General features: G+C 71.9%; 23 protein-coding genes and 1 pseudogene. 13 read left to right on the forward strand and 11 right to left on the reverse strand.

Annotated elements, in window-relative coordinates:
• The first annotated feature begins 18 nt into the window (after nucleotides 1-18).
• From tal to ACSHXN_RS07980, 7 genes are all read left to right on the forward strand, one after another.
• The gene (tal, locus tag ACSHXN_RS07950) at nucleotides 19-1,164 is read left to right on the forward strand and encodes a transaldolase (RefSeq protein WP_355139799.1); all 1,146 of its coding nucleotides are present in this window, start codon (nucleotides 19-21) and stop codon (nucleotides 1,162-1,164) included.
• Entirely contained in the window at nucleotides 1,161-2,813 is a 1,653-nt protein-coding gene (zwf, locus tag ACSHXN_RS07955; protein ID WP_355139801.1) for a glucose-6-phosphate dehydrogenase, read from the forward strand. Before tal ends, zwf begins: the two co-directional genes overlap by 4 nt.
• Complete coding sequence (gene opcA / locus ACSHXN_RS07960; protein WP_355139803.1) at nucleotides 2,810-3,748, forward strand: glucose-6-phosphate dehydrogenase assembly protein OpcA; 939 nt, start codon at nucleotides 2,810-2,812, stop codon at nucleotides 3,746-3,748. The genes zwf and opcA overlap by 4 nt, the downstream gene beginning before the upstream one ends.
• A complete protein-coding gene (gene pgi / locus ACSHXN_RS07965; protein ID WP_356111361.1) occupies nucleotides 3,741-5,387 on the forward strand; it encodes a glucose-6-phosphate isomerase in 1,647 nt (548 codons plus the stop codon). Before opcA ends, pgi begins: the two co-directional genes overlap by 8 nt.
• A 6-nt stretch (nucleotides 5,388-5,393) precedes the next feature.
• Nucleotides 5,394-6,272, forward strand: a complete 879-nt coding sequence (gnd, locus tag ACSHXN_RS07970; RefSeq protein WP_355799156.1) for a phosphogluconate dehydrogenase (NAD(+)-dependent, decarboxylating) — start codon at nucleotides 5,394-5,396, stop codon at nucleotides 6,270-6,272.
• 9 nt (nucleotides 6,273-6,281) lie between these two features.
• Nucleotides 6,282-6,908, forward strand: a complete 627-nt coding sequence (locus tag ACSHXN_RS07975) for a histidine phosphatase family protein (RefSeq protein WP_356111359.1) — start codon at nucleotides 6,282-6,284, stop codon at nucleotides 6,906-6,908.
• A gap of 199 nt (nucleotides 6,909-7,107) precedes the next feature.
• Nucleotides 7,108-7,773: a TetR/AcrR family transcriptional regulator gene (locus ACSHXN_RS07980; protein WP_355138818.1), complete on the forward strand. Its 666-nt coding sequence runs from the start codon at nucleotides 7,108-7,110 to the stop codon at nucleotides 7,771-7,773.
• Nucleotides 7,774-7,784: 11 nt separating this feature from the next.
• Here ACSHXN_RS07980 and ACSHXN_RS07985 read toward each other — a convergent pair whose 3' ends face one another.
• Entirely contained in the window at nucleotides 7,785-8,435 is a 651-nt protein-coding gene (locus ACSHXN_RS07985; protein ID WP_356297569.1) for a class I SAM-dependent methyltransferase, read from the reverse strand.
• 413 nt (nucleotides 8,436-8,848) lie between these two features.
• Here ACSHXN_RS07985 and ACSHXN_RS07990 point away from each other — a divergent pair, with 413 nt between their 5' ends.
• Nucleotides 8,849-10,294, forward strand: a complete 1,446-nt coding sequence (locus ACSHXN_RS07990; RefSeq protein ID WP_438302848.1) for a glycosyltransferase family 4 protein — start codon at nucleotides 8,849-8,851, stop codon at nucleotides 10,292-10,294.
• 81 nt (nucleotides 10,295-10,375) lie between these two features.
• Here ACSHXN_RS07990 and ACSHXN_RS07995 read toward each other — a convergent pair whose 3' ends face one another.
• From ACSHXN_RS07995 to ACSHXN_RS08005, 3 genes are all read right to left on the reverse strand, one after another.
• Complete coding sequence (locus ACSHXN_RS07995; RefSeq protein WP_356111352.1) at nucleotides 10,376-10,726, reverse strand: VOC family protein; 351 nt, start codon at nucleotides 10,724-10,726, stop codon at nucleotides 10,376-10,378.
• Nucleotides 10,727-10,776: 50 nt separating this feature from the next.
• Nucleotides 10,777-11,187 carry a VOC family protein gene (locus ACSHXN_RS08000; RefSeq protein ID WP_355799148.1) on the reverse strand — a complete coding sequence of 137 codons (411 nt, stop codon included), beginning with the start codon at nucleotides 11,185-11,187 and terminating at the stop codon, nucleotides 10,777-10,779.
• Between the two features lie 115 nt (nucleotides 11,188-11,302).
• Complete coding sequence (locus ACSHXN_RS08005; protein ID WP_355799146.1) at nucleotides 11,303-11,908, reverse strand: TetR/AcrR family transcriptional regulator; 606 nt, start codon at nucleotides 11,906-11,908, stop codon at nucleotides 11,303-11,305.
• Between the two features lie 110 nt (nucleotides 11,909-12,018).
• Here ACSHXN_RS08005 and ACSHXN_RS08010 point away from each other — a divergent pair, with 110 nt between their 5' ends.
• Nucleotides 12,019-12,903: an NAD(P)-dependent oxidoreductase gene (locus ACSHXN_RS08010; RefSeq protein ID WP_438306440.1), complete on the forward strand. Its 885-nt coding sequence runs from the start codon at nucleotides 12,019-12,021 to the stop codon at nucleotides 12,901-12,903.
• Here ACSHXN_RS08010 and ACSHXN_RS08015 read toward each other — a convergent pair.
• Nucleotides 12,900-13,349, reverse strand: a complete 450-nt coding sequence (locus ACSHXN_RS08015) for a PPOX class F420-dependent oxidoreductase (protein ID WP_355138830.1) — start codon at nucleotides 13,347-13,349, stop codon at nucleotides 12,900-12,902. The genes ACSHXN_RS08010 and ACSHXN_RS08015 overlap by 4 nt on opposite strands.
• Before the next feature lie 76 nt (nucleotides 13,350-13,425).
• Here ACSHXN_RS08015 and ACSHXN_RS08020 point away from each other — a divergent pair, with 76 nt between their 5' ends.
• The 3 genes from ACSHXN_RS08020 (at nucleotide 13,426) to ACSHXN_RS08030 (ending at nucleotide 16,665) form a co-directional block, all read left to right on the forward strand.
• Complete coding sequence (locus tag ACSHXN_RS08020) at nucleotides 13,426-14,004, forward strand: TetR/AcrR family transcriptional regulator (RefSeq protein WP_355138832.1); 579 nt, start codon at nucleotides 13,426-13,428, stop codon at nucleotides 14,002-14,004.
• Nucleotides 14,001-15,374: an MFS transporter gene (locus tag ACSHXN_RS08025; RefSeq protein ID WP_438302849.1), complete on the forward strand. Its 1,374-nt coding sequence runs from the start codon at nucleotides 14,001-14,003 to the stop codon at nucleotides 15,372-15,374. The genes ACSHXN_RS08020 and ACSHXN_RS08025 overlap by 4 nt, the downstream gene beginning before the upstream one ends.
• 64 nt (nucleotides 15,375-15,438) lie before the next feature.
• On the forward strand, nucleotides 15,439-16,665 hold the full coding sequence (locus ACSHXN_RS08030; RefSeq protein WP_438302850.1) for a serine hydrolase domain-containing protein: 1,227 nt from the start codon (nucleotides 15,439-15,441) through the stop codon (nucleotides 16,663-16,665).
• A 141-nt stretch (nucleotides 16,666-16,806) separates the two neighbouring features.
• On the opposite strand, the gene ribA is transcribed toward ACSHXN_RS08030, so the two are convergent.
• On the reverse strand, nucleotides 16,807-17,493 hold the full coding sequence (gene ribA, locus ACSHXN_RS08035; RefSeq protein ID WP_355799139.1) for a GTP cyclohydrolase II: 687 nt from the start codon (nucleotides 17,491-17,493) through the stop codon (nucleotides 16,807-16,809).
• Nucleotides 17,494-17,604: 111 nt separating this feature from the next.
• Between ribA and ACSHXN_RS08040 the strand changes: the two genes are divergently transcribed.
• The gene (locus tag ACSHXN_RS08040) at nucleotides 17,605-18,408 is read left to right on the forward strand and encodes a creatininase family protein (RefSeq protein WP_438302851.1); all 804 of its coding nucleotides are present in this window, start codon (nucleotides 17,605-17,607) and stop codon (nucleotides 18,406-18,408) included.
• Nucleotides 18,409-18,770: 362 nt separating this feature from the next.
• On the opposite strand, the pseudogene ACSHXN_RS08045 reads toward ACSHXN_RS08040, so the two are convergent.
• The 5 genes and pseudogenes from ACSHXN_RS08045 to ACSHXN_RS08065 form a co-directional block, all read right to left on the reverse strand.
• Nucleotides 18,771-19,796: pseudogene (locus tag ACSHXN_RS08045) on the reverse strand (lysylphosphatidylglycerol synthase transmembrane domain-containing protein); the annotation flags it as partial.
• Entirely contained in the window at nucleotides 19,793-20,737 is a 945-nt protein-coding gene (locus ACSHXN_RS08050) for an SAM-dependent methyltransferase (RefSeq protein ID WP_438302852.1), read from the reverse strand. The pseudogene ACSHXN_RS08045 and the gene ACSHXN_RS08050, both read right to left, overlap by 4 nt.
• Complete coding sequence (locus tag ACSHXN_RS08055; RefSeq protein WP_356111343.1) at nucleotides 20,734-21,948, reverse strand: glycosyltransferase family 4 protein; 1,215 nt, start codon at nucleotides 21,946-21,948, stop codon at nucleotides 20,734-20,736. Before ACSHXN_RS08055 ends, ACSHXN_RS08050 begins: the two co-directional genes overlap by 4 nt.
• Nucleotides 21,945-22,343 carry a 6-pyruvoyl trahydropterin synthase family protein gene (locus tag ACSHXN_RS08060; protein ID WP_355138846.1) on the reverse strand — a complete coding sequence of 133 codons (399 nt, stop codon included), beginning with the start codon at nucleotides 22,341-22,343 and terminating at the stop codon, nucleotides 21,945-21,947. Before ACSHXN_RS08060 ends, ACSHXN_RS08055 begins: the two co-directional genes overlap by 4 nt.
• A gap of 163 nt (nucleotides 22,344-22,506) precedes the next feature.
• Nucleotides 22,507-23,487, reverse strand: coding sequence for a zinc-dependent alcohol dehydrogenase (locus ACSHXN_RS08065; protein ID WP_355138848.1), 981 nt, complete (start codon nucleotides 23,485-23,487; stop codon nucleotides 22,507-22,509).
• Nucleotides 23,488-23,502: the final 15 nt, after the last annotated feature.

The following is a 23,502-nucleotide window of genomic DNA, read 5'->3' on the forward strand; positions in this document are numbered from 1 at the left end:
CCGATCGCCAGAAAGAAGATGATCACAGTGACCGAAGCAACCGCAGCAGCGGAGCCGTTGAAGCGCCTGTCCGACGCGGGCGTGTCGATCTGGCTGGACGACCTCTCCCGCAAGCGGATCGCGTCCGGCAACCTGGCCGAACTCGTCGCGGCGAAGCACGTGGTGGGCGTCACCACCAACCCGTCCATCTTCCAGGCCGCCATCGGCTCGGGCGAGGGATACGAGGAGCAGCTGGCCGATCTGGCGGCCCGGGGTGTGACGGTCGACGAGGCCGTGCGCATGATGACCACCGCGGACGTCCGCGACGCCGCGGACATCCTGCGGCCCGTCCACGAGGCCACGAGCGGCCGGGACGGCCGGGTCTCCATCGAGGTCGACCCCCGGCTCGCCCACCGGACCAGGGCGACGGTGGCCGAGGCCAAGCAGCTCGCCTGGCTCGTCGACCGCCCCAACGTGATGATCAAGATCCCGGCCACCGACGCCGGCCTCCCGGCCATCACCGAGGTGATCGGACGGGGTATCAGCGTCAATGTGACGCTGATCTTCTCGCTGGAGCGCTACCGCCAGGTGATGGACGCGTACCTCGCCGGCCTGGAGAAGGCGAGCGCCGCCGGCCTCGACCTGTCCACCATCCACTCCGTCGCCTCCTTCTTCGTCTCCCGCGTCGACTCCGAGATCGACAAGCGCCTGACGAAGCTCGGCACGGACGAGGCACTCGCGCTCAAGGGCAGGGCCGCACTGGCGAACGCGCGGCTCGCCTACGAGGCCTACGAAGAGGTCCTCGCGGGTGAGCGCTGGCTCGCCCTGGCCCGCTCCGGAGCCAACGAGCAGCGTCCGCTGTGGGCCTCGACCGGCGTGAAGGACCCGGCGTACAAGGACACCCTGTACGTCGACGAACTGGTCGCTCCGGGCACGGTCAACACCATGCCCGAGGCCACGCTCGACGCCACCGCCGACCACGGCGACATCCGGGGCGACGCGGTGACCGACGGCTATGTGCAGGCCCGTGCGGACCTCGACGCCGTGGAGCGGCTCGGCATCTCCTACGACGAGGTCGTGAAGCAGCTCGAGGACGAAGGCGTCGCGAAGTTCGAGGCGGCCTGGGCCGACCTGCTGGAAGCAGTGGCAACCTCTCTCAGCAACAAGGGAGTTGACGGGGAATGAGCAAGGGAAAGTCCAAGGGGACGCACTCCGGGGGCACGCAGCCCGCGACCCCGGAACCGCAGGCCGGGGCGCCCGGGGCGGCAGTCGGCACACAGCCCTCCGCCGCGGCGGCCGAGCTCCCGGTCGACGACTGGGACAACCCCCTCCACGACGAACGCGACCGCCGTCTGCCCCGTATCGCGGGGCCGTCCGGCCTGGTCATCTTCGGCGTCACGGGCGATCTGTCCCGCAAGAAGCTGATGCCGGCCGTGTACGACCTGGCCAACCGCGGTCTGCTGCCGCCGGGCTTCTCGCTCGTCGGTTTCGCCCGCCGCGACTGGGCGGACCAGGACTTCGCGCAGGTGGTGCACGACGCGGTCAAGGAGTACGCCCGTACGCCGTTCCGCGAGGAGGTGTGGCAGCAGCTCGCCGAGGGGATGCGGTTCGTCCCCGGCACGTTCGACGACGACGCGGCCTTCGAGCAACTGCGAGAGGCCATCGAGGAGTTGAACACGTCCCAGGGCACGAGCGGCAACTACGCGTTCTACCTCTCCGTCCCGCCGAAGTTCTTCCCGCAGGTCGTCCAGCAGCTCAAGAAGCACGGACTCGCGGACGCACCGGAGGGCTCCTGGCGGCGCGCCGTCATCGAGAAGCCGTTCGGCCGCGACCTGGCGAGCGCCCGTGACCTCAACCGGATCGTGCACGACGTGTTCGAACCGGACCAGGTGTTCCGCATCGACCACTACCTGGGCAAGGAGACCGTCCAGAACATCCTGGCGCTGCGCTTCGCCAACCAGATGTACGAGCCGATCTGGAACCGGTCGTACGTCGACCATGTGCAGATCACCATGGCCGAGGACATCGGCATCGGCGGCCGGGCCGGCTACTACGACGGCATCGGCGCCGCCCGCGACGTCGTCCAGAACCACCTGCTCCAGCTGATGGCCCTCACGGCCATGGAGGAGCCCATCGCCTTCGACGCCGAGGCGCTGGTCACGGAGAAGCTCAAGGTCCTGAAGTCGGTGCGGCTTCCGGAGGACCTCGGGCTGCACACCGTGCCCGGTCAGTACGCGGCCGGCTGGCAGGGCGGCGAGAAGGTGATCGGCTACCTCGACGAGGACGGCATCGACGCCGGGTCCACCACGGACACCTACGCGGCCGTCAAGCTGGAGATCGACAACCGCCGCTGGGCCGGCGTCCCCTTCTATCTGCGCGCCGGCAAGCGCCTCGGCCGGCGGGTCACCGAGATCGCGGTCGTCTTCCAGCGCGCACCGCACTCCCCGTTCGACTCCACGGCCACCGAGGAACTCGGTGAGAACGCGATCGTCATCCGGGTGCAGCCGGACGAGGGAATGACCGTCCGCTTCGGCTCGAAGGTGCCGGGAACCTCGATGGAGATCCGGGACGTCTCGATGGACTTCGCTTACGGCGAGTCGTTCACCGAGTCCAGCCCGGAGGCCTACGAACGCCTGATCCTGGACGTACTGCTGGGTGACGCCAACCTCTTCCCCCGCACCGAGGAAGTGGAGGAGTCCTGGAAGATCCTCGATCCGATCGAGGAGTACTGGGCCACGCACGGCAAGCCCGCGCAGTACCCCGCGGGCACCTGGGGTCCCGAGGAAGCCGACGAGATGCTCGCACGAGACGGACGGAGCTGGCGCAGGCCATGAAGATCGACCTCACCGACACTACGTCAAGCAAGATCAACAAGGCGCTGGTGCAGGGCCGCCGGGCCCTCGGCACCCCCGCCGTGGGCATGGTGCTCACAATGATCATCGTGACGGACGAGGAGAACGCGTACGACTCGCTCAGGGCGGCCGAGGAGGCCTCCCACGAGCACCCGTCGCGCACCCTGGTCGTCATCAAGCGGCACGCCCGCACCCTGCGCGACCGCACACGCCCGCACCTGGACGCGGAGGTCCGGGTGGGCGCCGACGCGGGCACCGGCGAGACGGTGGTGCTGCGGCTGTACGGCGAGGTGTCCGACCACGCCGACTCGGTCGTCCTGCCGCTGCTGCTGCCGGACGCACCCGTGGTGGTGTGGTGGCCGGTCGACGCCCCGGACAACCCCTCCAAGGACCCGCTCGGCGCCCTGGCCCAGCGCCGGATCACCGATCTGTACGCCGTCGAGGCGCCGCTGGCGGCACTGGAGACGCGCGTGGCCTCGTACGCGCCCGGAGACACCGATCTGGCCTGGACGCGCCTGACGCCCTGGCGGTCGATGCTCGCCGCGGCACTCGACCAGGCGCGCACGAAGGTGACCTCGGCGGCCGTGGAGAGCGAAGCGGAGAACCCGAGCGCGGAGTTGCTGGCCCGCTGGCTGCAGGCCCGGCTCCATGTGCCCGTGGAGCGGGTGGTCAGCGGCGGACCGGTCGTCACGGCCGTCCGGCTGGGCACCGCGCGGGGCGAGATCGTCATCGACCGCCCCGAGGGTCCGCTGGCCACGCTCACCCTGCCGGGCCAGCCGCCGCGCACCCTGGCGCTCAAGGTGCGCCCGACCTCGGAACTCATCGCCGAGGAGCTGCGCCGCCTGGACGCGGACGAGATGTACGCCATCGCCCTGCGCGGCGAAGGCAGGAAGAAGGAGGGGAAGGGCCGTGGCTGACCGTACGAGGCTCAACCAGCTGCCCGAGTGGACCGCTCTGGCCAAGCACCGCGAGGAACTGGACGGTGTGGGACTGCGCGAGTTGTTCGCGGCGGATCCCGGCCGGGGCGGCGGCTACACGCTGCAGGTCGGTGACCTGTCGGTGGACTACTCCAAGCAGCTCGTCACCGACGAGACGTTGCGGCTGCTGCGGGAACTGGCCGCGGCGCGGGACGTCTTCGGGCTGCGGGACGCGATGTTCCGCGGGGACAAGATCAACGTCACCGAGGACCGGGCGGTGCTGCACACCGCACTGCGTGCGCCGCGGGACGCCGTGATCGAGGTCGACGGCGAGAACGTGGTGCCGAAGGTCCATGCGGTCCTGGACAAGATGAGCGGCTTTGCCGACCGGGTGCGCTCCGGGGAGTGGACGGGGCACACCGGCAAGCGCATCAAGAACGTGGTCAACGTCGGCATCGGCGGCTCGGATCTCGGTCCGGCCATGGCGTACGAGGCGTTGCGCGCGTTCACGGACCGCTCGTCGACGGTCCGGTTCGTGTCCAATGTGGACGGTGCGGACCTGCACGAGGCGACGCGGGATCTGGATCCGGCGGAGACGCTGTTCATCGTCGCGTCCAAGACGTTCACCACGATCGAGACGATCACCAATGCGACGTCGGCGCGTCAGTGGCTGCTGTCCGGGCTGGGAGCCGGTCAGGAGGCGGTGGCCAAGCACTTCGTGGCGTTGTCGACGAATGCGGAGAAGGTCACCGAGTTCGGTATCGACCCGGACAACATGTTCGAGTTCTGGGACTGGGTCGGCGGCCGGTACTCGTACGACTCGGCGATCGGTCTGTCGTTGATGATCGCCATCGGCCCGGACCGGTTCCGGGAGATGCTGGACGGTTTCCACACCGTCGACGAGCACTTCCGCACCGCGCCGGCGGAGTCGAATGTGCCGTTGCTGCTGGGTCTGCTGGGTGTCTGGTACGGCAATTTCCATGGTGCCCAGTCGCACGCGGTGCTGCCCTATTCGCATTACCTGTCGAAGTTCACCGCGTATCTGCAGCAGTTGGACATGGAATCCAACGGCAAGTCGGTGGACCGCCAGGGGATGCGGGTCGCATGGCAGACCGGTCCGGTGGTGTGGGGTACGCCGGGGACCAATGGTCAGCACGCCTACTACCAGCTGATCCACCAGGGTACCGAGCTGATTCCGGCGGACTTCGTCGGTTTCGCCCGCCCGGTGGGGGAGTTGAGCGAGGCGTTGAAGGCCCAGCACGATCTCCTGATGGCGAACTTCTTCGCGCAGACCCAGGCGCTGGCCTTCGGCAAGTCGGCGGACGAGGTACGGGCCGAGGGGGTGGCGGAGGAGTTGGTGCCGCACAAGACCTTCCGGGGCGACCATCCGACGACCACGATCCTCGCCCCGGAGCTGACTCCTTCGGTGCTGGGCCAGCTGGTGGCGCTGTACGAGCACAAGGTGTTCGTACAGGGCGCGATCTGGAACATCGACTCCTTCGATCAGTGGGGCGTGGAACTGGGCAAGGTCCTCGCCAAGCGCGTCGAACCCGCCCTGACCGAAGGCGCGGACGTACCCGGCCTCGACACCTCCACCCAAGCCCTCGTCGCCAAGTACCGCGAGCTCAGGAAGAAGTGAACTGACATGCAGATCGGACTCATCGGCCTTGGCAAGATGGGCGGCAACATGCGCGAGCGGATCCGCCGTGCGGGCCACACCGTCGTCGGCTACGACCGCAACCCCGAGGTCTCCGACGTCAAGCATCTGGCCGAACTGGTCGAGAAGCTCGACGCGCCCCGCGTGGTGTGGGTGATGGTCCCGGCCGGCGCCGCCACCCAGGCCGTCATCGACGAGCTCAAGGACCTGCTCAACCCCGGCGACGTCGTCGTCGACGGCGGCAACTCCCGCTGGACCGACGACGAGAAGCACGCCGCCGAACTCGGCATCAAGGGCATCGGCTTCGTCGACGCGGGTGTATCCGGCGGCGTCTGGGGGCTGCAGAACGGCTACGCCCTGATGGTCGGAGGCGACAAGGAGCACGTCGAACGCCTCCAGCCCATCTTCGAGGCGCTCAAGCCCGAAGGACCCTATGGGTACGTCCACGCCGGCCGGGTCGGCGCCGGACACTTCTCCAAGATGGTCCACAACGGCATCGAGTACGCGATGATGCAGGCCTACGCCGAGGGCTGGGAACTGCTGGAGAAGGTCAAGTCCGTGGAGAACGTCCGCGAGGTCTTCCGCTCCTGGCAGGAGGGCACCGTCATCCGCTCCTGGCTGCTCGACCTCGCGGTCAACGCCCTCGACGAGGACGAGCACCTCGACAAGCTCCGCGGCTGGGCCGACGACTCCGGCGAGGGCCGCTGGACGATCGAGGCGGCCATCAACAACGCCGTGCCCCTGCCGGCCATCACCGCCTCGCTGTTCGCCCGGTTCGCATCCCGCCAGGACGACTCTCCCCAGATGAAGATGATCGCCGCGCTGCGCAACCAGTTCGGCGGCCACGCGGTCGAGTCCGCCAAGTAGGTGACCACCGTGGGCGACCTCCTGCTGGTCCGCCACGGCGAAACCGAGTGGAGCGCTTCGGGCCGGCACACCAGCTGGACCGATCTGCCGCTCACGCAGGGTGGCGAGGAACAAGCCAAGTCCCTCGCCCCCCTGCTCGCCGGACGCACCTTCGCACTCACTCTCACCAGCCCTCTGCACCGGGCGATACGCACCGCGGAACTCGCGGGCCTGTCCGGCGCCGCGACCGAGCCCGATCTGCACGAGTGGGACTACGGCGGCTACGAGGGAATCACCACCGTCGACATCCATCGCACCAGACCCGACTGGCGGCTGTGGACGGACGGGGTGCCGCCGGGTCCGCCGGGACACCCCGGCGAGTCGCCGGACGAGGTGGCGGCACGGGCCGACCGGGTCCTGGCCCGTATCGCACCCGCGCTCGCCGAAGGCGACGTGGTCCTCGTGGCCCACGGCCACTTCCTGCGTGCCCTCACCGCCCGGCACCTCGGCCTCGGGGCCGCCGAGGGACGGCTGTTCCAGCTCCGGACGGGGACGGTCAGCCGGCTGTCCACCGAGCACGACTGGCCCGTGATCGCGGAATGGAACGCGGTGGGCACGTCCGGGACCCCCCACCGGGCGCTCTCTCCGTCGCGGTAGAAGACAGGGAGGCCGGTCCGTCCACGGAGGCGGACCGGCCTCCACCGGTCGCTCCCCGGCAGCCGGCGTCCGGGGCGGAGGCCCGAAGGCGCCGATCGGCGCACCGGGTCCTGCTCGGGAGCACCGCAGGGCCGGGCTTCTACAATCGCCGGCAGCCGACGAGCCGTGCGCCGGCCCGTCCTTCGTCCGGAGGAACCCGATGACCAGCGTCGACGAACCGGCACCTGCGGGCGCCCGTGTCCGCGACGCCGCCCGCACGAAGGCCGAGATCCTCGACGTGGCGACACGGGAGTTCGCGCGCGCCGGCTACGACGGGGCCCGGGTCGACGAGATCGCCGCCCTGACCCGCACCACCAAGCGGATGATCTACTACTACTTCGGCGGCAAGGAGCAGTTGTTCACGGCCGTCCTGGAGCGGGCCTACGGAATCGTCCGCCGAGCCGAGCAGGAGCTGGACGTCGAGCATCTGGACCCCGTCGCGGCCGTCCGCCGGCTCGCCGAGGTCACCTTCGACCATCACGAGGCGCACCCCGACTTCATCCGTCTGGTCAGCATGGAGAACATCCGCGGTGCCGAGCACATCGCGGCGTCCGAGAAGCTGGACAGCATCGGGTCGCCGGCCCTGGAGGTGACCGGCCGCATACTCGCGGCGGGCCGGGAGTCGGGACTGTTCACGGCCGACGTCGACGCCGTCGATCTGCATGCGCTGATCAGCTCGTTCTGCTTCTTCCGGGTCGCCAACAGGCACACGTTCGGGGCGCTCTTCGGCCGTGATCTGGTGGCCGCCGGCCGGCGCGAGCACTACCGCCGGATGCTCGGCGACATGGTCGTCGCCTATCTGACGGCGGACCGCACGCGGACCTGAACGCCGGCCGCTCAGGGGTGTCGGCGGATCCTCGTGAAGACGTGGAAGCCGACGGTGTTCTCCCGGAATCCGTGCGGGAGGAAATGGCGGTGTCGGAGACCGAGCGGCTCGAGGGCCGCGCGGTACGCGGTGGCGGGCCGGTACACAAGACGGTCGCCGCGCACGGCCCGCTCCCCCGGGTCCGCGTCGGTGACGATCAGTCGGCCGCTCGGCCGCACCAGCGAGGCGAGGGTGCGCAGCGCCGCCGCCCAGGCGTCGTCGTCCAGGACGTGGAAGAGGACATCGAGGCAGAGCACCACGTCGTAGGGCCGAGGGCTGCGCCGGCCGCTGAGGTCGGCGACGGCGTGACGCGGCCCGCCGCCTTCGCCGCGGGCCTGCGCGACGGCCGCGGAACTGGCGTCGAAGGCGTCGACCCGATGGCCGTCACGGGCCAGTGCACGGGCGAACCAGCCCCCGCCGCAGCCCGCGTCCAGTACCGAGAGCGGGGTGCGGGAGTCTGCCGGAGCGCCGATGATCGCGAGGAGCTGGCCCAGTCGCAGGGCGCGGAAGAGTTCGCCGCCCGGCTGGTCGAGGACGACCTCGCCGCCGGCGGCGGGGTCGTCCTGCGCGCGGTGACGGGCGTCCCCGCCCGGGTGGATGCATTCCTGCGTGCTCTCGGTCATGGTGCTCCAGCCGGCGGAGGACGACGGCGGCAACGCCCCGGGAACGGCCCCCAGGACGCGGCATACCGGGACGGAAACGGCGGCAGCGCGGGCTCGGGGTGCGCGGGGGTCTCACGCGGCGAACGGGACGAGTGCGCGACCGTCCCGGACGGCGGACCCGGTAGGTGCACAGCGGCGCCACGCGACAAACCGGGTGGACGCCCGGGGATCCCGCGCGGCGGACCCGGTAGAGCGCGCCCGTCGTGATGCGGTGCCGCGCGCCGTCCCGTGCGTCCGTCACGGGGAGCGGATGCCGGTGCGCCTGTCGTACGCCGGTCGCGCGGACGCGTCCGGCCCGGCTCCCCGCGCCCGCCATCCGGGTGGACGCCGACCCATGTTGCCGCGCCGTCACCAGGGCGATCTAGCCTGATGCCATGTTCCGTCGCCCGGTGCGCGCGCTCACCCTCGCCGTTTCGGTGGCCTGGGCCGAGCTGCGGCACGACCCGCTGCGGGCGGCCCTGCTCGCCGTACGCCTGCTGCCCGCCCCTGTCCGCCGCGCGCTGCGGCCGCTGGAGATCCGTCTGAAGGCCCGGCCGTCCAGGACGTCGGACGAGTCCTCCCCCGCACGCGTACCGGCTCCCGCGGGGCGTGCGATCCTGCCCGTGCGCGGCCGGGTGCTGCACCTGGTCATCCGCGGAGTGCCGCACGAGCAGGGGGGCCCGGCCCTGCGCACCCAGGCACTCACCCGCGCCCAGTCCGCGGCGGGGCTGGATCCTCATGTGGTGACGCGGATCGGATTCCCGGTGACCCAGGGGGTGTTCGACGCCCGGCCGCTGCACCTGCTCGAGGGCGTGCCCCAGCACCGGCTGCTGCCGAGGTGGCTGCCGTACGGCTCCGGACCGGTGCTGGCGCGCAACACGGAGCTGGCCGCGCGGCTCGTCGAGCGAGTGCGCCCCTCGGTGCTGCACGCGTCGGGCGACCACGGCGACGGCAGGGTGGCGCTGGCCCTGCGCGAGACGTACGGCCTTCCCGTGGTCTACGAGGTGCGCGGGTTCCGCGAGGAGAGCTGGCTCGCCCAGACGCACGGGCGCTCCCGCGGCGACGCGGCGTACCGCGCGCGACGGGAGTGGGAGACGTACTGCATGCGCGAGTCCGACGCGGTGCTGACACCGGGCGAGGCGATGAAGGAGGAGATCGTCTCGCGCGGGGTCCCCGAGGAGCGGGTACGCGTCGTGCCGCACGCCGTCGATCCGCTCTTCCTGGAACCGCTGCCGGACGGCGCTCCCCTGCGCGCCCGTCTCGGTATCGGGCCCGAGGAGTACGTCGTCGGCACGGTCGGCGGCCTCACCCGTCACGAGGGCATCGGCACGCTGCTGGAGGCCGGGGCCGAACTGCGGCGCCGGGGTGTGCCGTTGCGGCTGCTGCTGGTCGGTGACGGTCCGGAGCGACGTGCGCTCCAGGACCTTGCCGGGCGGCTCGGCCTCGGGGACGGTACGGTCCTGTTCACCGGCCGGGTTCCGCTCGAGCAGGTGCGGGACCACCACGCCGTGCTTGATGTCTTCGCGGTGCCGCGCACCGACGAGCGCATCTGCCATCTGCTGACCCCTCTCGAGCCGGTCGAGGCGATGGCCGGCGGTCTCCCCGTCGTAGCGGGTGATGTCCCGGCCATGCGAGAACTGGTCGAATCCGGGGTGAATGGACGACTAATACCGTCGAAATCCCCTCTGGCCTGGGCAGAGGCGCTCGAGATGCTGCTCGAGAGTCCCCGGACGCGGCACGCCTGGGGCGCCGCCGGCCGGGCGCTTGTCACCCGCGAGCACACCTGGGCGCGGGTCGCCGCCACGACCCGTGACACCTACCGCGCGCTCGGATGCCTGTGACCCGTCCGGCCGTACGTCCGCGGTTCGCGTGTCCGCGCCCGGCCTTCGACCCGCACACGCTCCTGTCCGAGCACCCGCGGATCAAAGACCGTGCGCCACAGGGTGGTACGGCTCGTACAGACCGATGTCGCTCCCTCCCGGAAGCCGGAAACCGGTGACCCTGCCCCAGCGCGCCTCGCTGACCGGGCGTGTGAACTCGACGCCCTTCGCCTCGAGTTCGGACATCGTGGTGTCGAGGTCGTCGCACATCAGCATCAGTTGGTGCGCGGGCTCGCCCTCGGCCGGGTGGAAGGCGACCTCGGCCGGCGGCGCCTTGAAGACGAGCCAGCCGTGCCCGGCGTCGACATGCGCCCAGCCGAGGACGTCGCGGAGGAAGACCCGGTCCGCCTCGGCGTCGCGGGAGGAGATCACCATGTGTGCCCCATTGATCACGTGCGGAGGCTAGCGGCAACCCCGGGACGCCCCGGTACGGCGCGCCGTGCTCAGGCGTTGGACCAGGATCGCCGGCACAGCACCAGCCGATAGCCGTCCGGGTCCTCGATCGTGACGCCCCATTCGTTCCAGTACGGGTTCGGCGAGAGGACGCGCTTGCCGCCGTGCTCCTCCAGTCGCGCCACCAGTTCCTCCGGCACCGGCTCGTCGAGGTACACGACGAGAAGGTCCTCCTCGGTGGGACGGGGCATCACGGGACGGGCCGCCTCGTGGACGAGTTCGAGGTGCCAGGAGGCCTCGGGCCTGCCGACCATCAGCAGGTCGTGCTCGCCCGGTTCCGTACCGCCTTCGGCGCGGTACACCACCGACAGCCCGAACCCCGCGACCCAGAAGCGTTCGGCCGCTGCCAGATCCTTGGAGGGACGGGCGATCCTGATGTGGTGGTGACCGTCTACCGGCATGGGGATCTCCTTCATGGACGGGGTGAACGGTGAACGGGCGCGTTCCGCAGCCCAGGAGGGGGTTGATCGCCGGACCATCGGGCGTCCGCCCTGCGTCCCGGGGCCCAGGACCGCATCAGCCGCCCGGCGACGGCCGTCGCACGCTCGCGTCGAGCAGCGGTCCGAGTTCCCGTGCCACGGTCGTCAGGGCGCGCTCGTCGCGTTCGGTCCGGGCGATCAGCAAGGCGCCCTCCAGCGCACTGATCATGAGCGTGGCGAGCGGCTCGGCCCGGTCCGCCGGGACCGCCATGGCCGTCAGTGCCTCGGCCACCGGGCGCGTCCAGCGCGCGAACGCGTCCGCGGCGGCGCCACGGGTGGAGTCCGTGGACTGCGCGCAGTCCACGGTCGCCGCGGCGACCGGGCAGCCTCCCTCGAACCCCGACGTCCGGTACTCGTCGGTCCACTGCCGCACCATCGCGGCGAACAGCCCGCTCGGTGCGGGTTCGGGCAGCGCCGCGAGGAAGCGCGCCACACGCCCGGCGGCGTACCGGCCGGCCCAGGCCACCGCCTCGTTGACGAGTTGTTCCTTGCCGCCCGGGAAGTAGTGCTGGAGCGAGCCGCGCGGGGCCCCCGCGTGCGCGGCCACCTCGCGCATGCCGGTCGCGGTGACACCGTCGCGCCGGATCAACTGGGCCGCACTGAAGACCATCCGCTCGCGCGGTCCCCGCTCGGACACCGCCATCGCCGACCTCCCGACTCACCGCGGCTCGTTCGCCCCACCCTATGACCGCCGTCATAAGACTCGCTACTATGACCGCCGTCATAGCGGCACCCCACGGAGGGCGGTCCATCGTGCGCGTCGGCTTCATCGGTCTCGGGGTCATGGGACAGCCCATGGCGCTCCGGCTGGTCCGCTCCGGCACACCGCTGATCGTCTGGAACCGCACCGCGGCCCGTACCGAGCCGCTGCGCGCGGCCGGGGCCGAGACGGCGGCGGACCCGGCCGAGGTCTTCGCCAGGGCCGATGTCGTGATCCTCATGCTGGCGGACGACCACGCGATCGACTCCGCCCTGGGCCGCGGCACCTCAGGCTTCGCGGCCCGGGTCGCCGGACGCATCGTCGTCCACATGGGGACGACCTCTCCGGGCTACTCCCGCGACCTGGAGGCGGAGGTCCGCGCGGCCGGCGGGCGGTATGTCGAGGCGCCGGTCTCCGGTTCCCGGGTGCCCGCGGAGGACGGGCAGTTGGTGGCGATGCTCGCCGGGGACGACGCCGCGGTGGGCCTCGTACGGCCGTTGCTCGCCCCGCTGTGCCGCGAGACCTTCGTCTGCGGACCCGCCCCGAACGCCCTGCTGATGAAGCTCTCGGTCAACCTGTTTCTGATCACGCTGGTGACCGGGCTCTCGGAGGCCTACCACTTCGCGGACCAAAACGGTCTGGACCGGCGCCTGTTCCTGGACGTGCTGGACGCCGGCCCCATGGCCAGCGGCGTCTCCCGGATGAAGGCCCCCAAGCTGCACACGCGCGACTTCGCGGTCCAGGCGGCGGCCCACGACGTCCTGAAGAACAACCGGCTGATCGCCGAGGCCGCCCGCGCGACGGGCGTGGCCTCGCCGCTGCTGGACGTCTGCCACGCCCTGTTCGAGGAGACCGTGACACTGGGGCACGGCGGTGAGGACATGGTGGCCGTCCTGCGCGCGATCGAGGCCCGTACGGCGGGCGACCCCACGGGCTAGCCCTGGTTGGCGCCCTCGGGGATACCGTACGCACGCTCCACGCGCAGCCTCAGCACCAGACGGCGGTCGCGGACCATGGCCGCGCGGTAGTCCTCCCAGTCCGGGTGCTCGCCCGCGACGTCCCGGTAGAGCCGGACGAGTTCCTCGACCGTCTCGTCGTAGGGATCCTGGGCGACCGGCATGAGGTCCGCCGTGCCCTCGGCGACCGCATAGGCCCACCGGTCGCCACTGGTCACGTGGTACGAGGCCCGCGGGTCCCGGCGCAGGTTGCGGGTCTTGGCGCGGTCGTCCGTGAGCGAGACACGAATGACACGGTCCTTGGGATCGTAGGCGTGGGTCACGTTCGACAGCTGGGGCCGGCCGTCGCGTTTGAGGGTGACCAGCACCCCGCCGTGGCTCTCGGCGAGCAGTGCGAGCAGCGCGTTCTGCGTGGCGTCCTGAGTCATACCCCGAACAACCCGCGCGGCCGAGTCCCGCATTCCCGTGTAGACACTGTCTACGATTTTCTGGTAGACAGTGTCTATGACTGATCCGGAGACGGGCCTGCGGGCCCGGCTGGTCGATGCCGGTGTCGACCTGGTCAACACCGAGGGCGTCCAGGCCTTGACCCTGAGGGAGATCGCCCGGCGGGCGGGGGTCTCGCACGGCGCCCCCCGCCGCTACTTCCCCACCCATCTGGAGCTGCTGTCCGCCATCGCCCGCCGCGGCTTCACCGACCTCGCGGGCCGGGCGGCCGAGGTGACGGGCGACGGCGCGGCAAGCCCCCGGGAGCAACTTGCCACCCTCGGCCGCGTCTATCTGGACTTCGCTCTCACCCATCGCGGGATGCACGAGCTGATGTTCCGTCACGACCTGTTGGAGAGCGGCCATCTGGGGCTGCGCGAGACCAGCCTCCCGCTGTTCTCCCTGCTGGTCGACCTGGTGGGCCGGGCGCGGCCGGACGCCGACGCGGCGCTCGTCGCGGGCTCCCTGCTGGCCAACCTGCACGGCATCGCCCAGTTGTGGACCTGGGGCAGCCTTCCGCTCGCCACGGGGGCCGACGATGTCGTGCCGTTGCTCCAAACCGCCCTGGACGCACACCTCGGGCCGGGCGGCCGGTGAGGACCCACCGCGTCACCACGCTCGCGGGCAGTGCCGTCGGCGCGGTCGTCGTCGCCCTCGACGGCACGGTGCTCACCGTCGCGCAGCCCACCCTGCAACGGGATCTGCACGCGTCCCTGACCCAGGTGCAGTGGACGAGCACCGCCTATCTCATCCCGGTGGCGAGCCTGCTGGTGTTCGCCGGCCGGCTCGGCGACCGCCACGGCCATCGGCGCATGTTCGCACTCGGCATGCTCGGTTTCGGCGCGGCGTCGGCGGGGATCGCGGTGGCGCCGGACATCGGCTGGGTGATCGGACTGCGCGCGCTCCAGGGGACATTCGGCGCCCTGCTGCAACCGGCGACGCTCGGCATGCTGCGGGCCGCGTATCCGCCGGAGCGTCTGGGCATGCCGATCGCGCTGCGCACCAGCGCGATCGCCCTGGCCGCCGCGGCGGGCCCCTTGATCGGCGGCGCTCTGGTCGCCCCCTTCGGGTGGCGGGCCGTCTTCTTCCTCAATGTCGCCCCTGCTCTGGTCATGGGCGTGCTCGTGGGGTGTGCCCGCGTCCCGGAGCAACAGCCCGCGTCCCGCCCGCCGCTGGACCTCCTGGGCGCCGCTCTGCTCGCGGCGGCCCTGATGTGCCTCGTGTACGCGCTCGCCGCGGGCGCGGACTCCGGCCGTCCCGCGATGTCCGCCCCGGCCCTGCTCGGCTCTGCGGCGGCCGGCTTGATGTTCCTGCGGCACGAACGGCGCGCCACCGGCCCGCTGCTGCCCACGGACGTCCTCGGCCGGCCGGGGGTGGGCTCCGCGCTCGCGCTGCTCGTGGCCGCGTCGGCGGCGATGCTGGGGGCGATGTTCGTCAGCAGCTACGTCCTGCAGGACGAGTTGGGCCTCGATCCGTTGCACACCGCGCTGCACGCCCTGCCGGGCCCCGTGGCGATGGTGCTCGCGGCGCCCGCGGCGGCCGTCCTCATGCGCCGCTGCGGTCCGCGCCGCACGGCCGGGACCGCGGCGGCGCTCCTGAGTGCGGGCGTGCTCCTTCTGTCCCGGCTCTCGCAGGCATTGCCGGCCCTCTGGGCGGGAATGGGATTCCTGCTGGTGGGTGCCGGATTCGGCACGGTGATGGTGACGGCGACGGCGGTGGTCGTACGAGAGGCGTCCGTCACCTCGGCCGGGGTGGCCGGCGGTCTGCAGCAGACCGCGCTGAACATCGGGCCCACGGTGGGCGTCGCCGCCGCCGGCACGCTGATGACGTGCACGAACGCGGCACCCGGACCCACCCTTGCGGCCCTCGCCTGTGTGTCCCTGCTCGGTGTGCCGACGGCCCTGCGACTGCCCGGCCGGTCCGAAACCCCGGCGGGCGCCGGAGAGGGATCGCCCGCAGCCGGGTAGCCGACCATGAAATGTTGGAACCGGAAGTCCCGGTACAGCACCCGGGGGAGACCGGAGGAGAACGATGGGACACCTGCGGCAAGAGGTGGCGCCGGAGGACGTGGGTCTCGACCCGAAGGCGCTGGCCCGTCTGGACCAGCACTTCGCCCACGAGGTCGACGACGGACGACTGCCCGGCTTTCTGGTGGCCGTCTCCCGGCACGGCCGCACGGCCCACCTCGCCACGTACGGGCACCGCGACGTCCGGGCCGGGCTTCCGGTCGGCACCGACACGTTGTGGCGGATGTACTCGATGACCAAGCCGGTCACCTCGGTCGCCGCTCTGATCCTCATGGAGGAGGGCCGCTTCGGGCTGGACACGCCCGTCGCCGACGTCCTCCCGGCCTTCGCCCGTCCACGGGTCTACGTCGGGGGATCCGGCGCGGCGGTGCGGACCCGCCCCGCCGAAGGACCGATCCTGGTCCGCCATCTGCTCACCCACACGGCCGGGCTGACCTTCGGCTTCTACCACTCGCACCCCGTCGACGCCCTGTACCGGGAGGCGGGCATCGAGACGTCGGTGGTACCCGGCGCGACCCTGGCGGACACATGCGAGGTGTACGCGCGGCTGCCGCTGCAGTTCGAACCGGGCACGCAGTGGAACTACTCGGTGGCGACGAATGTGCTCGGGCGGCTCGTCGAGGTGGTGTCGGGCCGGGACCTGGACGACTTCTTCACCGAACGGATCTTCGCCCCGCTCAGCATGACGGACGCCGGCCTGTGCGTCACCGAGGCACAGGCACCGCGGCTCGCGGAGCTGTACGGCGAGACAGAGGACGGCGGCATCGCACCGATCCCGGGGCTCCCCCTGCGCGGCCGGCCCCGCTTCCTGTCCGGCAGCGGCGGCATGGTGGCGACGGCACACGACTACCACCGCTTCATGGAGTTCCTCCGCCGCCGCGGCGAACTGGACGGTGTCCGTCTGCTGAGCTCCGACACGGTCGCCACGATGGCGTCGAACCACCTTCCGGGGGGCGCCGACATGCTCTCCTGCGGCAGCCGCGGCCACCGCGACCCCGGCAAGGCGGGCCTCGGCTTCGGCCTCGGGGTGTCCGTCGTCACGGAACCCGAACTGACCAGGTCCCCCGAGGCGCTCGGCACGTTCGGCTGGAGCGGGGTGGCCACCACGACCTTCTGGGTGGACCCGCTGAACGATCTGACCGTGCAGTTCCTGACCCAGCTCAGACCGACGGGCTCGCACTCCGTCTACCCCGAACTGAAGCGGCTCGTGCACGAGGCCCTGACCGGCTGACGCCCGCAAGGCGTCCGCCGTGGGGCGGCCCGGCTCGCGGCCGGCGCACGGCGGCGGTCGTCCGGCCGTGACGCACCGCGCGCCGAGGACACCGGGGGTGCGGGGACGGCGGCCGGCGCCGGGCGGCCGCCGCGCATCCGCTCACGACGAGTGCATCACAGCGTCCAGATGCGGCAGGTAGTGGTCGAGCCGTTCCCGCTTGGTGCGCAGGTAGGTGATGTTGTTCTCGCACGGCGGTATCAGCAGCGAGACCTGCTTGTCGACCTTGATGCCGTGCCGCAGCAACGCCTCCCGCTTGCGCGGGTTGTTGGAGAGCAGGCGCACCGACCGCACCCCGAGATCGTGGAGGATCTCCGCCGCCACCCGGTAGTCGCGCGCGTCCACCGGCAGGCCCAGGGCGAGGTTCGCCTCCACCGTGTCCAGGCCCTCGGCCTGGAGCTTCATCGCGCGCAACTTCCCGAGCAGGCCGATGCCGCGGCCCTCGTGGCCGCGCAGATAGACGACGATGCCCCGGCCCTCGGCCACGATCTCCCGCAGAGCGGTGGAGAGTTGGGGACCGCATTCGCAGTGCGTCGACCCGAAGGCGTCTCCGGTCAGGCACTCCGAATGGAGGCGGACCAGCATCCCCTCCTCCTCGATGTCGCCGTACACCAGCGCCACTTGTTCCTCGCCGCGGTCGTGATCAAGATAGCCGACGGCCTGGAAATCACCGTATTCGGTGGGCAGGGGGGCGTTCACGACCCGGGTGACCCCGGTCGGGGCGTTGGCGATTCGGGTGACCCCGGAGGGGTGGGCATTCCCGCCGAGCACGCCGTCAATGTCTGTCATGATCTGTTCCTATCTGGTAAGCGCAGGCGGTACGAGACGAAAGGCCGTGAAAAAATGAGCGGTTCGGGAACTGCGGACACTGCTGGGTCGTCGCCGACGGGAGACGCGGCCGTGCCCGGACCGCCGCCCGTGCACACCACCGGGGTGCTGCCCTCGGACACCTCGCAGGACGTCCGGGCGCGGGCGGCCGGTCCGGGCCGCCAGGTCGCCGTTCTGCCCGTGGGCAGTTTCGAACAGCACGGCCCCTGCCTTCCGCTGGCCACCGACACACTGGTGGCCTGCGCGATCGCAGGCGAGATCGCCGCAGCGCATCCGGTTCACCTCCTTCCTCCGGTGACGATCTCCTGCTCCCACGAGCACGCGGCATATCCGGGAACCGTGAGCATCTCCTCCGTCACTCTCCACGCGGTGGTGCGGGACATCGCCGAATCGCTCCGTCGCTCGGGCGTCGAGGCCCTGGTACTGGTCAACGGCCACGGCGGGAACTACGTCCTCGGCAATGTCGTCCAGGAATCCGCGGGCAGCGGTGTGCGGATGGCGCTTTTCCCCGCCCCGGAGGACTGGGACGAGGCCCGGGATCGGGCCGGTGTGCGCACTTCGCTGCTCAGCGACATGCATGCCGGAGAAATCGAGACCTCCATTCTTCTGCACTGCCATCCCGAATTGGTCAGGCCCGGTTACGAGTCCACCGATTTCATCGCCGACGACCGTAGGCATCTGCTTACCCTCGGTATGCCGGCCTATACCGAGTCCGGCGTCATCGGGCGCCCTTCACTCGCCTCCGCGGACAAGGGGAGGCAGTTGCTCGCCGCCCTCACCGACTCCTTCGAGGCGTATTTCTCCCTGGTCGCCTCGGACGAGGCCGACGGCGGCACGCCGGGTTCGGTCAACTCCGCATCCGGGCACGTCTTCTGACGCTCGTTCGGCCGCTCCGCCCGCGGCTCGGGAGGCGAACGCGGGTAGGGGAGGTACGGCACGGGGGCACGGAGCGCGATGGGGGTACGCTCCGTGCCGCCCGTCACCGGCCCTGCCGCGGGAGCCTCTTCCCGGCCCGCGGCAGGAGTCTGTGAACCGCCGTCGGCGCTCTCCGCGTCCCCGGCGACGGCCCGGTCGCCGACCGGCGCCGGAATCCGCCGACCGTCGTCGACGTCCTCCGGTGCCGTTCCCCGCCGGGCGCCCCGCAGCCCCGTGTACCACCGGGCGAGCAGCACCGGGATGCCCGGCAGGCTCGCGACGAAGCTGAGGACGCCGTACACCACCGCGACCGTCAGCCCCGTGTCCGCACCCAGCCCGGCCGCGCCGAAGGCCCAGGCCGTGACACCCTCCCGAGGGCCCCAGCCGCCGACGTTCAGCGGAAGCCCCATGGCGATGAGGGCGAGCAGGGCCAGCGGCAGCAGCGTGACCGGGGATGCCTGCGAACCGGCGACCCGCGCCGCCACCCAGAACATCAGCAGATGACCGGCCAGCACAACGACGGACGAGATCAGAACGGCCGGCCAACTACCGCGTGCCAGCAGGGCGTTCCGTGCCTCGCCGAGGGCGGCGCGGAGCGCGCGGCGCCGTCGCGAGGGGCGGGGCGCCCGGCCCATCCGTACGGCCGCGACGACGGCCAGGGCGCCGAGGGCGGCCAGTACCAGCAGGCCCGCGAGATGGCGGGTCTGGACCAGCACCGGCGACGGCAGCGTCAGCAGGACCGGCACACCGACGGCAACGAGGGCCACCTGTCCCGCGGTCCGCTCCAGGACCACGGCACGGACGCCGCGTCCGACGTCACCGGCGCTCTGCCCGTGCCGTACGGCACGGTGCACGTCGCCGAGCACGCCGCCGGGGAGCGCCGCGTTGAGGAACAGGGCACGGTAGTAGTCGGCCACGGCGGCGCCCAGCGGCAGCCGGATGTCCAGCGCACGGGCGACACGGCACCAGCGCCAGGCGCTGAACACCGTCGTGAGCACGCCGATCCCGAGCCCGGCGAGCAGCGTGGGGGCGTCGATGCGCCGCAGCCCGTCGAGGAACACCCCGGTGCCGAGCCGCCACAGGAGCACACCGAGGATGACGGTCCCGGCGACCGTGCCCAGATGCGCCCGCAGGGCCCGGAGCACGCCGCGGCGTGCGGCCGGCGCCACATCCGTCGGCGGGTCCGCGACGGGCGCCCGCGACGGGGTCGCGGCGCAGGCGGGCGCCACGCCCCGTGCCCGTCCGGGCCCGGACGTCACGGGGTGGACATCCGAGGGCACAACCGCGGTGACCGCGGCCGGGTGTGCCCCCTCCGCCGCCTCCACCGGGGCGATGGTCCGCACCGTCATCCCGCCCCTCCCGTGGGCCGCGGCAGGACCAGCATGTCGCTGTGGTGCACCGTCACGCGCAGTTCGCCCGCCGCGCCGGCGGCCGACCGGTCCCGCAGATACGCATCGGCGCGGGCCTCGAGGTCCGGCCGCTGCTCCACCGCGGCGCCGACCCAGCCGCGCAGCCACTCCTGCGTCAGTTCCGCCTGCCCCGCCCCGAGCCGCCAGGAGCTCGGCCGTGTCAGCACACACGCGCCCAGCCGCTCGAAGACCTCACGGGCCACCTCGACCGCGTCGGGACCGAGCAGATCGCCACGGCGCTGGTGCGCGTTGAACGCGTCGCCGATCTCCCGGTCCATCGGGTGCCCGGGGGAGAGTTCCACACTGCCGACGACGGACAGGGTCAGCAGCGCCGGGCAGCCGGCAGCCACCACGGCGGCGGCGAGTGTGTCGATCTCCTCGGCGGTGAGGACGTCGAGCAACGCGGAGGCCGTCACCAGCGAGGCTCCGGTGAGGGCGTCGGGAGTGAGCCGTCCGATGTCACCGCGCTGCGTGGTGACGGTCACCCGGCTGCCGTCGGCGGCCGCCCGGGGTGCCCCCACCGTGGCGAAGTGCAGGAGGTAGGGGTCGCGGTCGTGCAGGACCCAGCGCTGGGCGCCGTCGATGCGCGGGGCGAGCCAGCGGCCCATCGATCCGGTGCCGCAGCCCAGGTCGTGCACCACCAGGCCGGTGGTACGTCCGGGCCGGTCGGCGAGCCGGATCCGCAGGGGTTCCAGCAGATCGTGGGCGCGTGCCGCGGCGTCGGCCGGCTCGCGCAACTGGAGCCACTGCGGGGCGTATCGGGGGACCTCCGACTCACCCGTGCCGCCGGACGCGGGGTCGGCGGACACGGGCTCGGCCTGCGGGTCGCCGAAGGACGCCGAGGGCACCTGGGGACCGGTGGGAGTCGTGCTCATGGTCATGCCGCCCTCCGGGGCTCGCGGGGCAGCCGCGCGAGCACGCCCGCGAGGCTGCGGGCGGTGGTGGCCCAGCCGTCCAGCGCCGCGCGTCGGCCGCGTGCCGCGGCCTTGAGCCGCCGCCGCACGTCCGCCTCGCCGAACCAGCCGCGCAGTTCCGCGGCGAGCGCCGCGGGGTCCTCCGGCGGTACGAGAATGCCGGGCACTCCCCCGTCGGGAGCGCGCCCGACCGCTTCGGGCAGGCCCCCGACGTCGGTCGCGAGAACCGGGATACCGCGGGCGAGCGCCTCGGTGACCGCCATGCCGTACGTCTCGGCGTACGAGGTGAGGACCATGAGGTCGGCCGCCGCGTAGCTGGCGTCGAGTTCGGCCCCGGACTTGGGGCCCGCCAGGTGCAGCCGGTCGCCGAGGCCGTGCTCGTCGACGAGGACGCGCAGGCGTGCCACGTACTCGGGGTCGTGGCCGAGCCCGCCGACCAGGGAGCAGGTCCACGGCAGGTCGGTGACCGTGGCGAGCGCCTCGATCAGCCGGTGCTGGCCCTTGCGCGGGGTGACGGCGGCCACGCACAGCAGTCGGGAGACGCCGTCGGTGCCGGGCGCGAGGGGCGCGATGTCGGCGCCCGGGGCGGCGACATGGACGCGTTCGGGGGCGAGCCCGTGGTGGGCGACGAGCCGGCGCACGGCCCAGTCGCTCGTGGCGACGACGGCGGGTACGGCACGCAGGGTGGCACGTTCCCGGGCGTCCAGTTCGGCGGCGGTCCGCGGGTCCAGGCCCGTCTCGTCGCCGAGCGGCAGGTGCACCAGGACGGCCATGCGCAGGCGTTCGTTCTCCGGCACCACGATCCCGGGGACGCCGCAGGCGACCAGGCCGTCGAGCAGGACGACGGCACCGTCGGGCAGTTGCCGCAGCGTGCGGGCCAGCTCGTCCCGGGCGGCCGCGTCCGGGCGGGGCCACGAGCCCTCGACGGGGTGCTGGGTGACCCGCCAGCCGAAGCCGGGCAGGTCGAGGCGGATCCGGCGGTCGTAGGCGTTGCCGCCGCTCGGAGCGGCCGGGTCGTCCACGCCGCCCGGCACGACGAAGTGCACACTGCGCAGTGACATGGGAATGATGTCCGCGTTCCTCAGGGCCGCGTTCTGCACGGGAACGTAGCTCAGCCGGGGCTGCGACGCCGGGCCGGACGGGCTCGGGGACGTCTGGTCGAGGGTCGTGTCGGTCACAGGTCACGCTCGTAACTCGCCCAGGCGATGTGCGACTCGTGCAGAGTGACGGTGATGCGCGCGATGTCACGGGCGCTCTCGCCCAGTGCCCCCTTGTGGACGCGCTCGGCGAGGCGGTCGGCGATGACCCTGGCCAGAAACTCCGTCGAGGTGTTGGTGTGGGCGAAGTCCGGCTCGTCGTCGAGATTGCGGTAGTTGAGCTCGTTCACCACGGCGCCGAGTTCCTGCGTGGCCAGTCCGATGTCGACGACGATGTTGTCGTCGTCCAGCTCGGCGCGGCGGAAGGCGGCGTCCACGAGGAACGTCGCCCCGTGCAGGCGCTGCGCGGGGCCGAAGACCTCGCCGCGGAAGCTGTGGGCAATCATCAGGTGATCGCGGACGGTGATGCTGAACAACGGACGACCCTCCAGGTGCGGTGCGTCTGATCCCCTGCCGGGGCATGCCGTGTAGTACGGCTGACCCCTGCACGTTGTTCAGGTGCTCGTTCTCCTTGTTTCGAAGTTCCTCGGGGCTTCGTCGGGCGTTTCCGCCGAGTCCGGGCAAATCGGACGACCGGGCTCAGCCGGCGGTGTACCGAACTCGATGGCACAACCCTTCGAGCTCACCACGTGTGAGGCGGGACAGCACCTCGGGGAGGTCGTCGAAGGCGGACTCGCCGGTGATGAGTGCGTCGAACGCGGGTTCGGCGAGCAGCTCGAGGGCGAGGGCGAGCCGGTCGCCGTAGCCGCGTCCGGCACGGGCCCGCGGCGAGACGGTGCCGACCTGGCTGCTGCGGACGGTGAGACGGCGCGAGTGGAAGGCCTCGCCCAGCGGCAGGGTGACACGCCGGTCGCCGTACCAGCTCAGCTCGATCACGGTGCCCTCGGGCGCGAGCAGTTCCAGGGACCGTACGAGGCCCTGTTCGGTCGCGCTCGCGTGCACGACGAGGTCGCACTCACCGAGGGCGTCCTCGGGCAGGGCGAAGTCCACGCCGAGCGCGCGGGCCGTGTCGGCGCGCCGGGGGTCGGCGTCCACGAGCTGGACGCGGACACCGGGGTGCCGGCCGAGCAGGGCGGCGACGGAGCACCCGACCATGCCACCGCCGACCACCGCGATACGGTCCCCGATCTGAGGGCCTGCGTCCCACACCGCGTTGACCGCGGTCTCGACGGTGCCGGCGAGGACGGCGCGTGCGGCCGGCACGGCGTCGGGTACCACGGTGACCGCCGAGGCCGGGACGACGTACCGGCTCTGATGCGGGTACAGACAGAACACGGTGCGCCCGACCAGCTCGGCCGGCCCGTGCTCCACCCGGCCGACGCTCAGATATCCGTACTTCACGGGTGCCGGGAAGTCGCCCTCCTGAAAGGGCGCGCGCATCACCGCGTGCTGGCTCTCGGGGACGCCACCGCGGAAGACGAGGGTCTCGGTGCCGCGGCTGACACCGGAGTACAGCGCGCGCACGAGCACGTCGCCGTCACCGGGCTTCGGCAGCTCCACGTCCCGCACCTCCCCGAGCCCCGGCGAGCGCAGCCAGAAGGCGCGAGCTGTGAGGTCCATGTGCCTTCTCCTGAA

Source organism: Streptomyces sp. HUAS TT11, from assembly GCF_051553595.1.
In the GTDB taxonomy this organism is placed as follows: domain Bacteria; phylum Actinomycetota; class Actinomycetes; order Streptomycetales; family Streptomycetaceae; genus Streptomyces.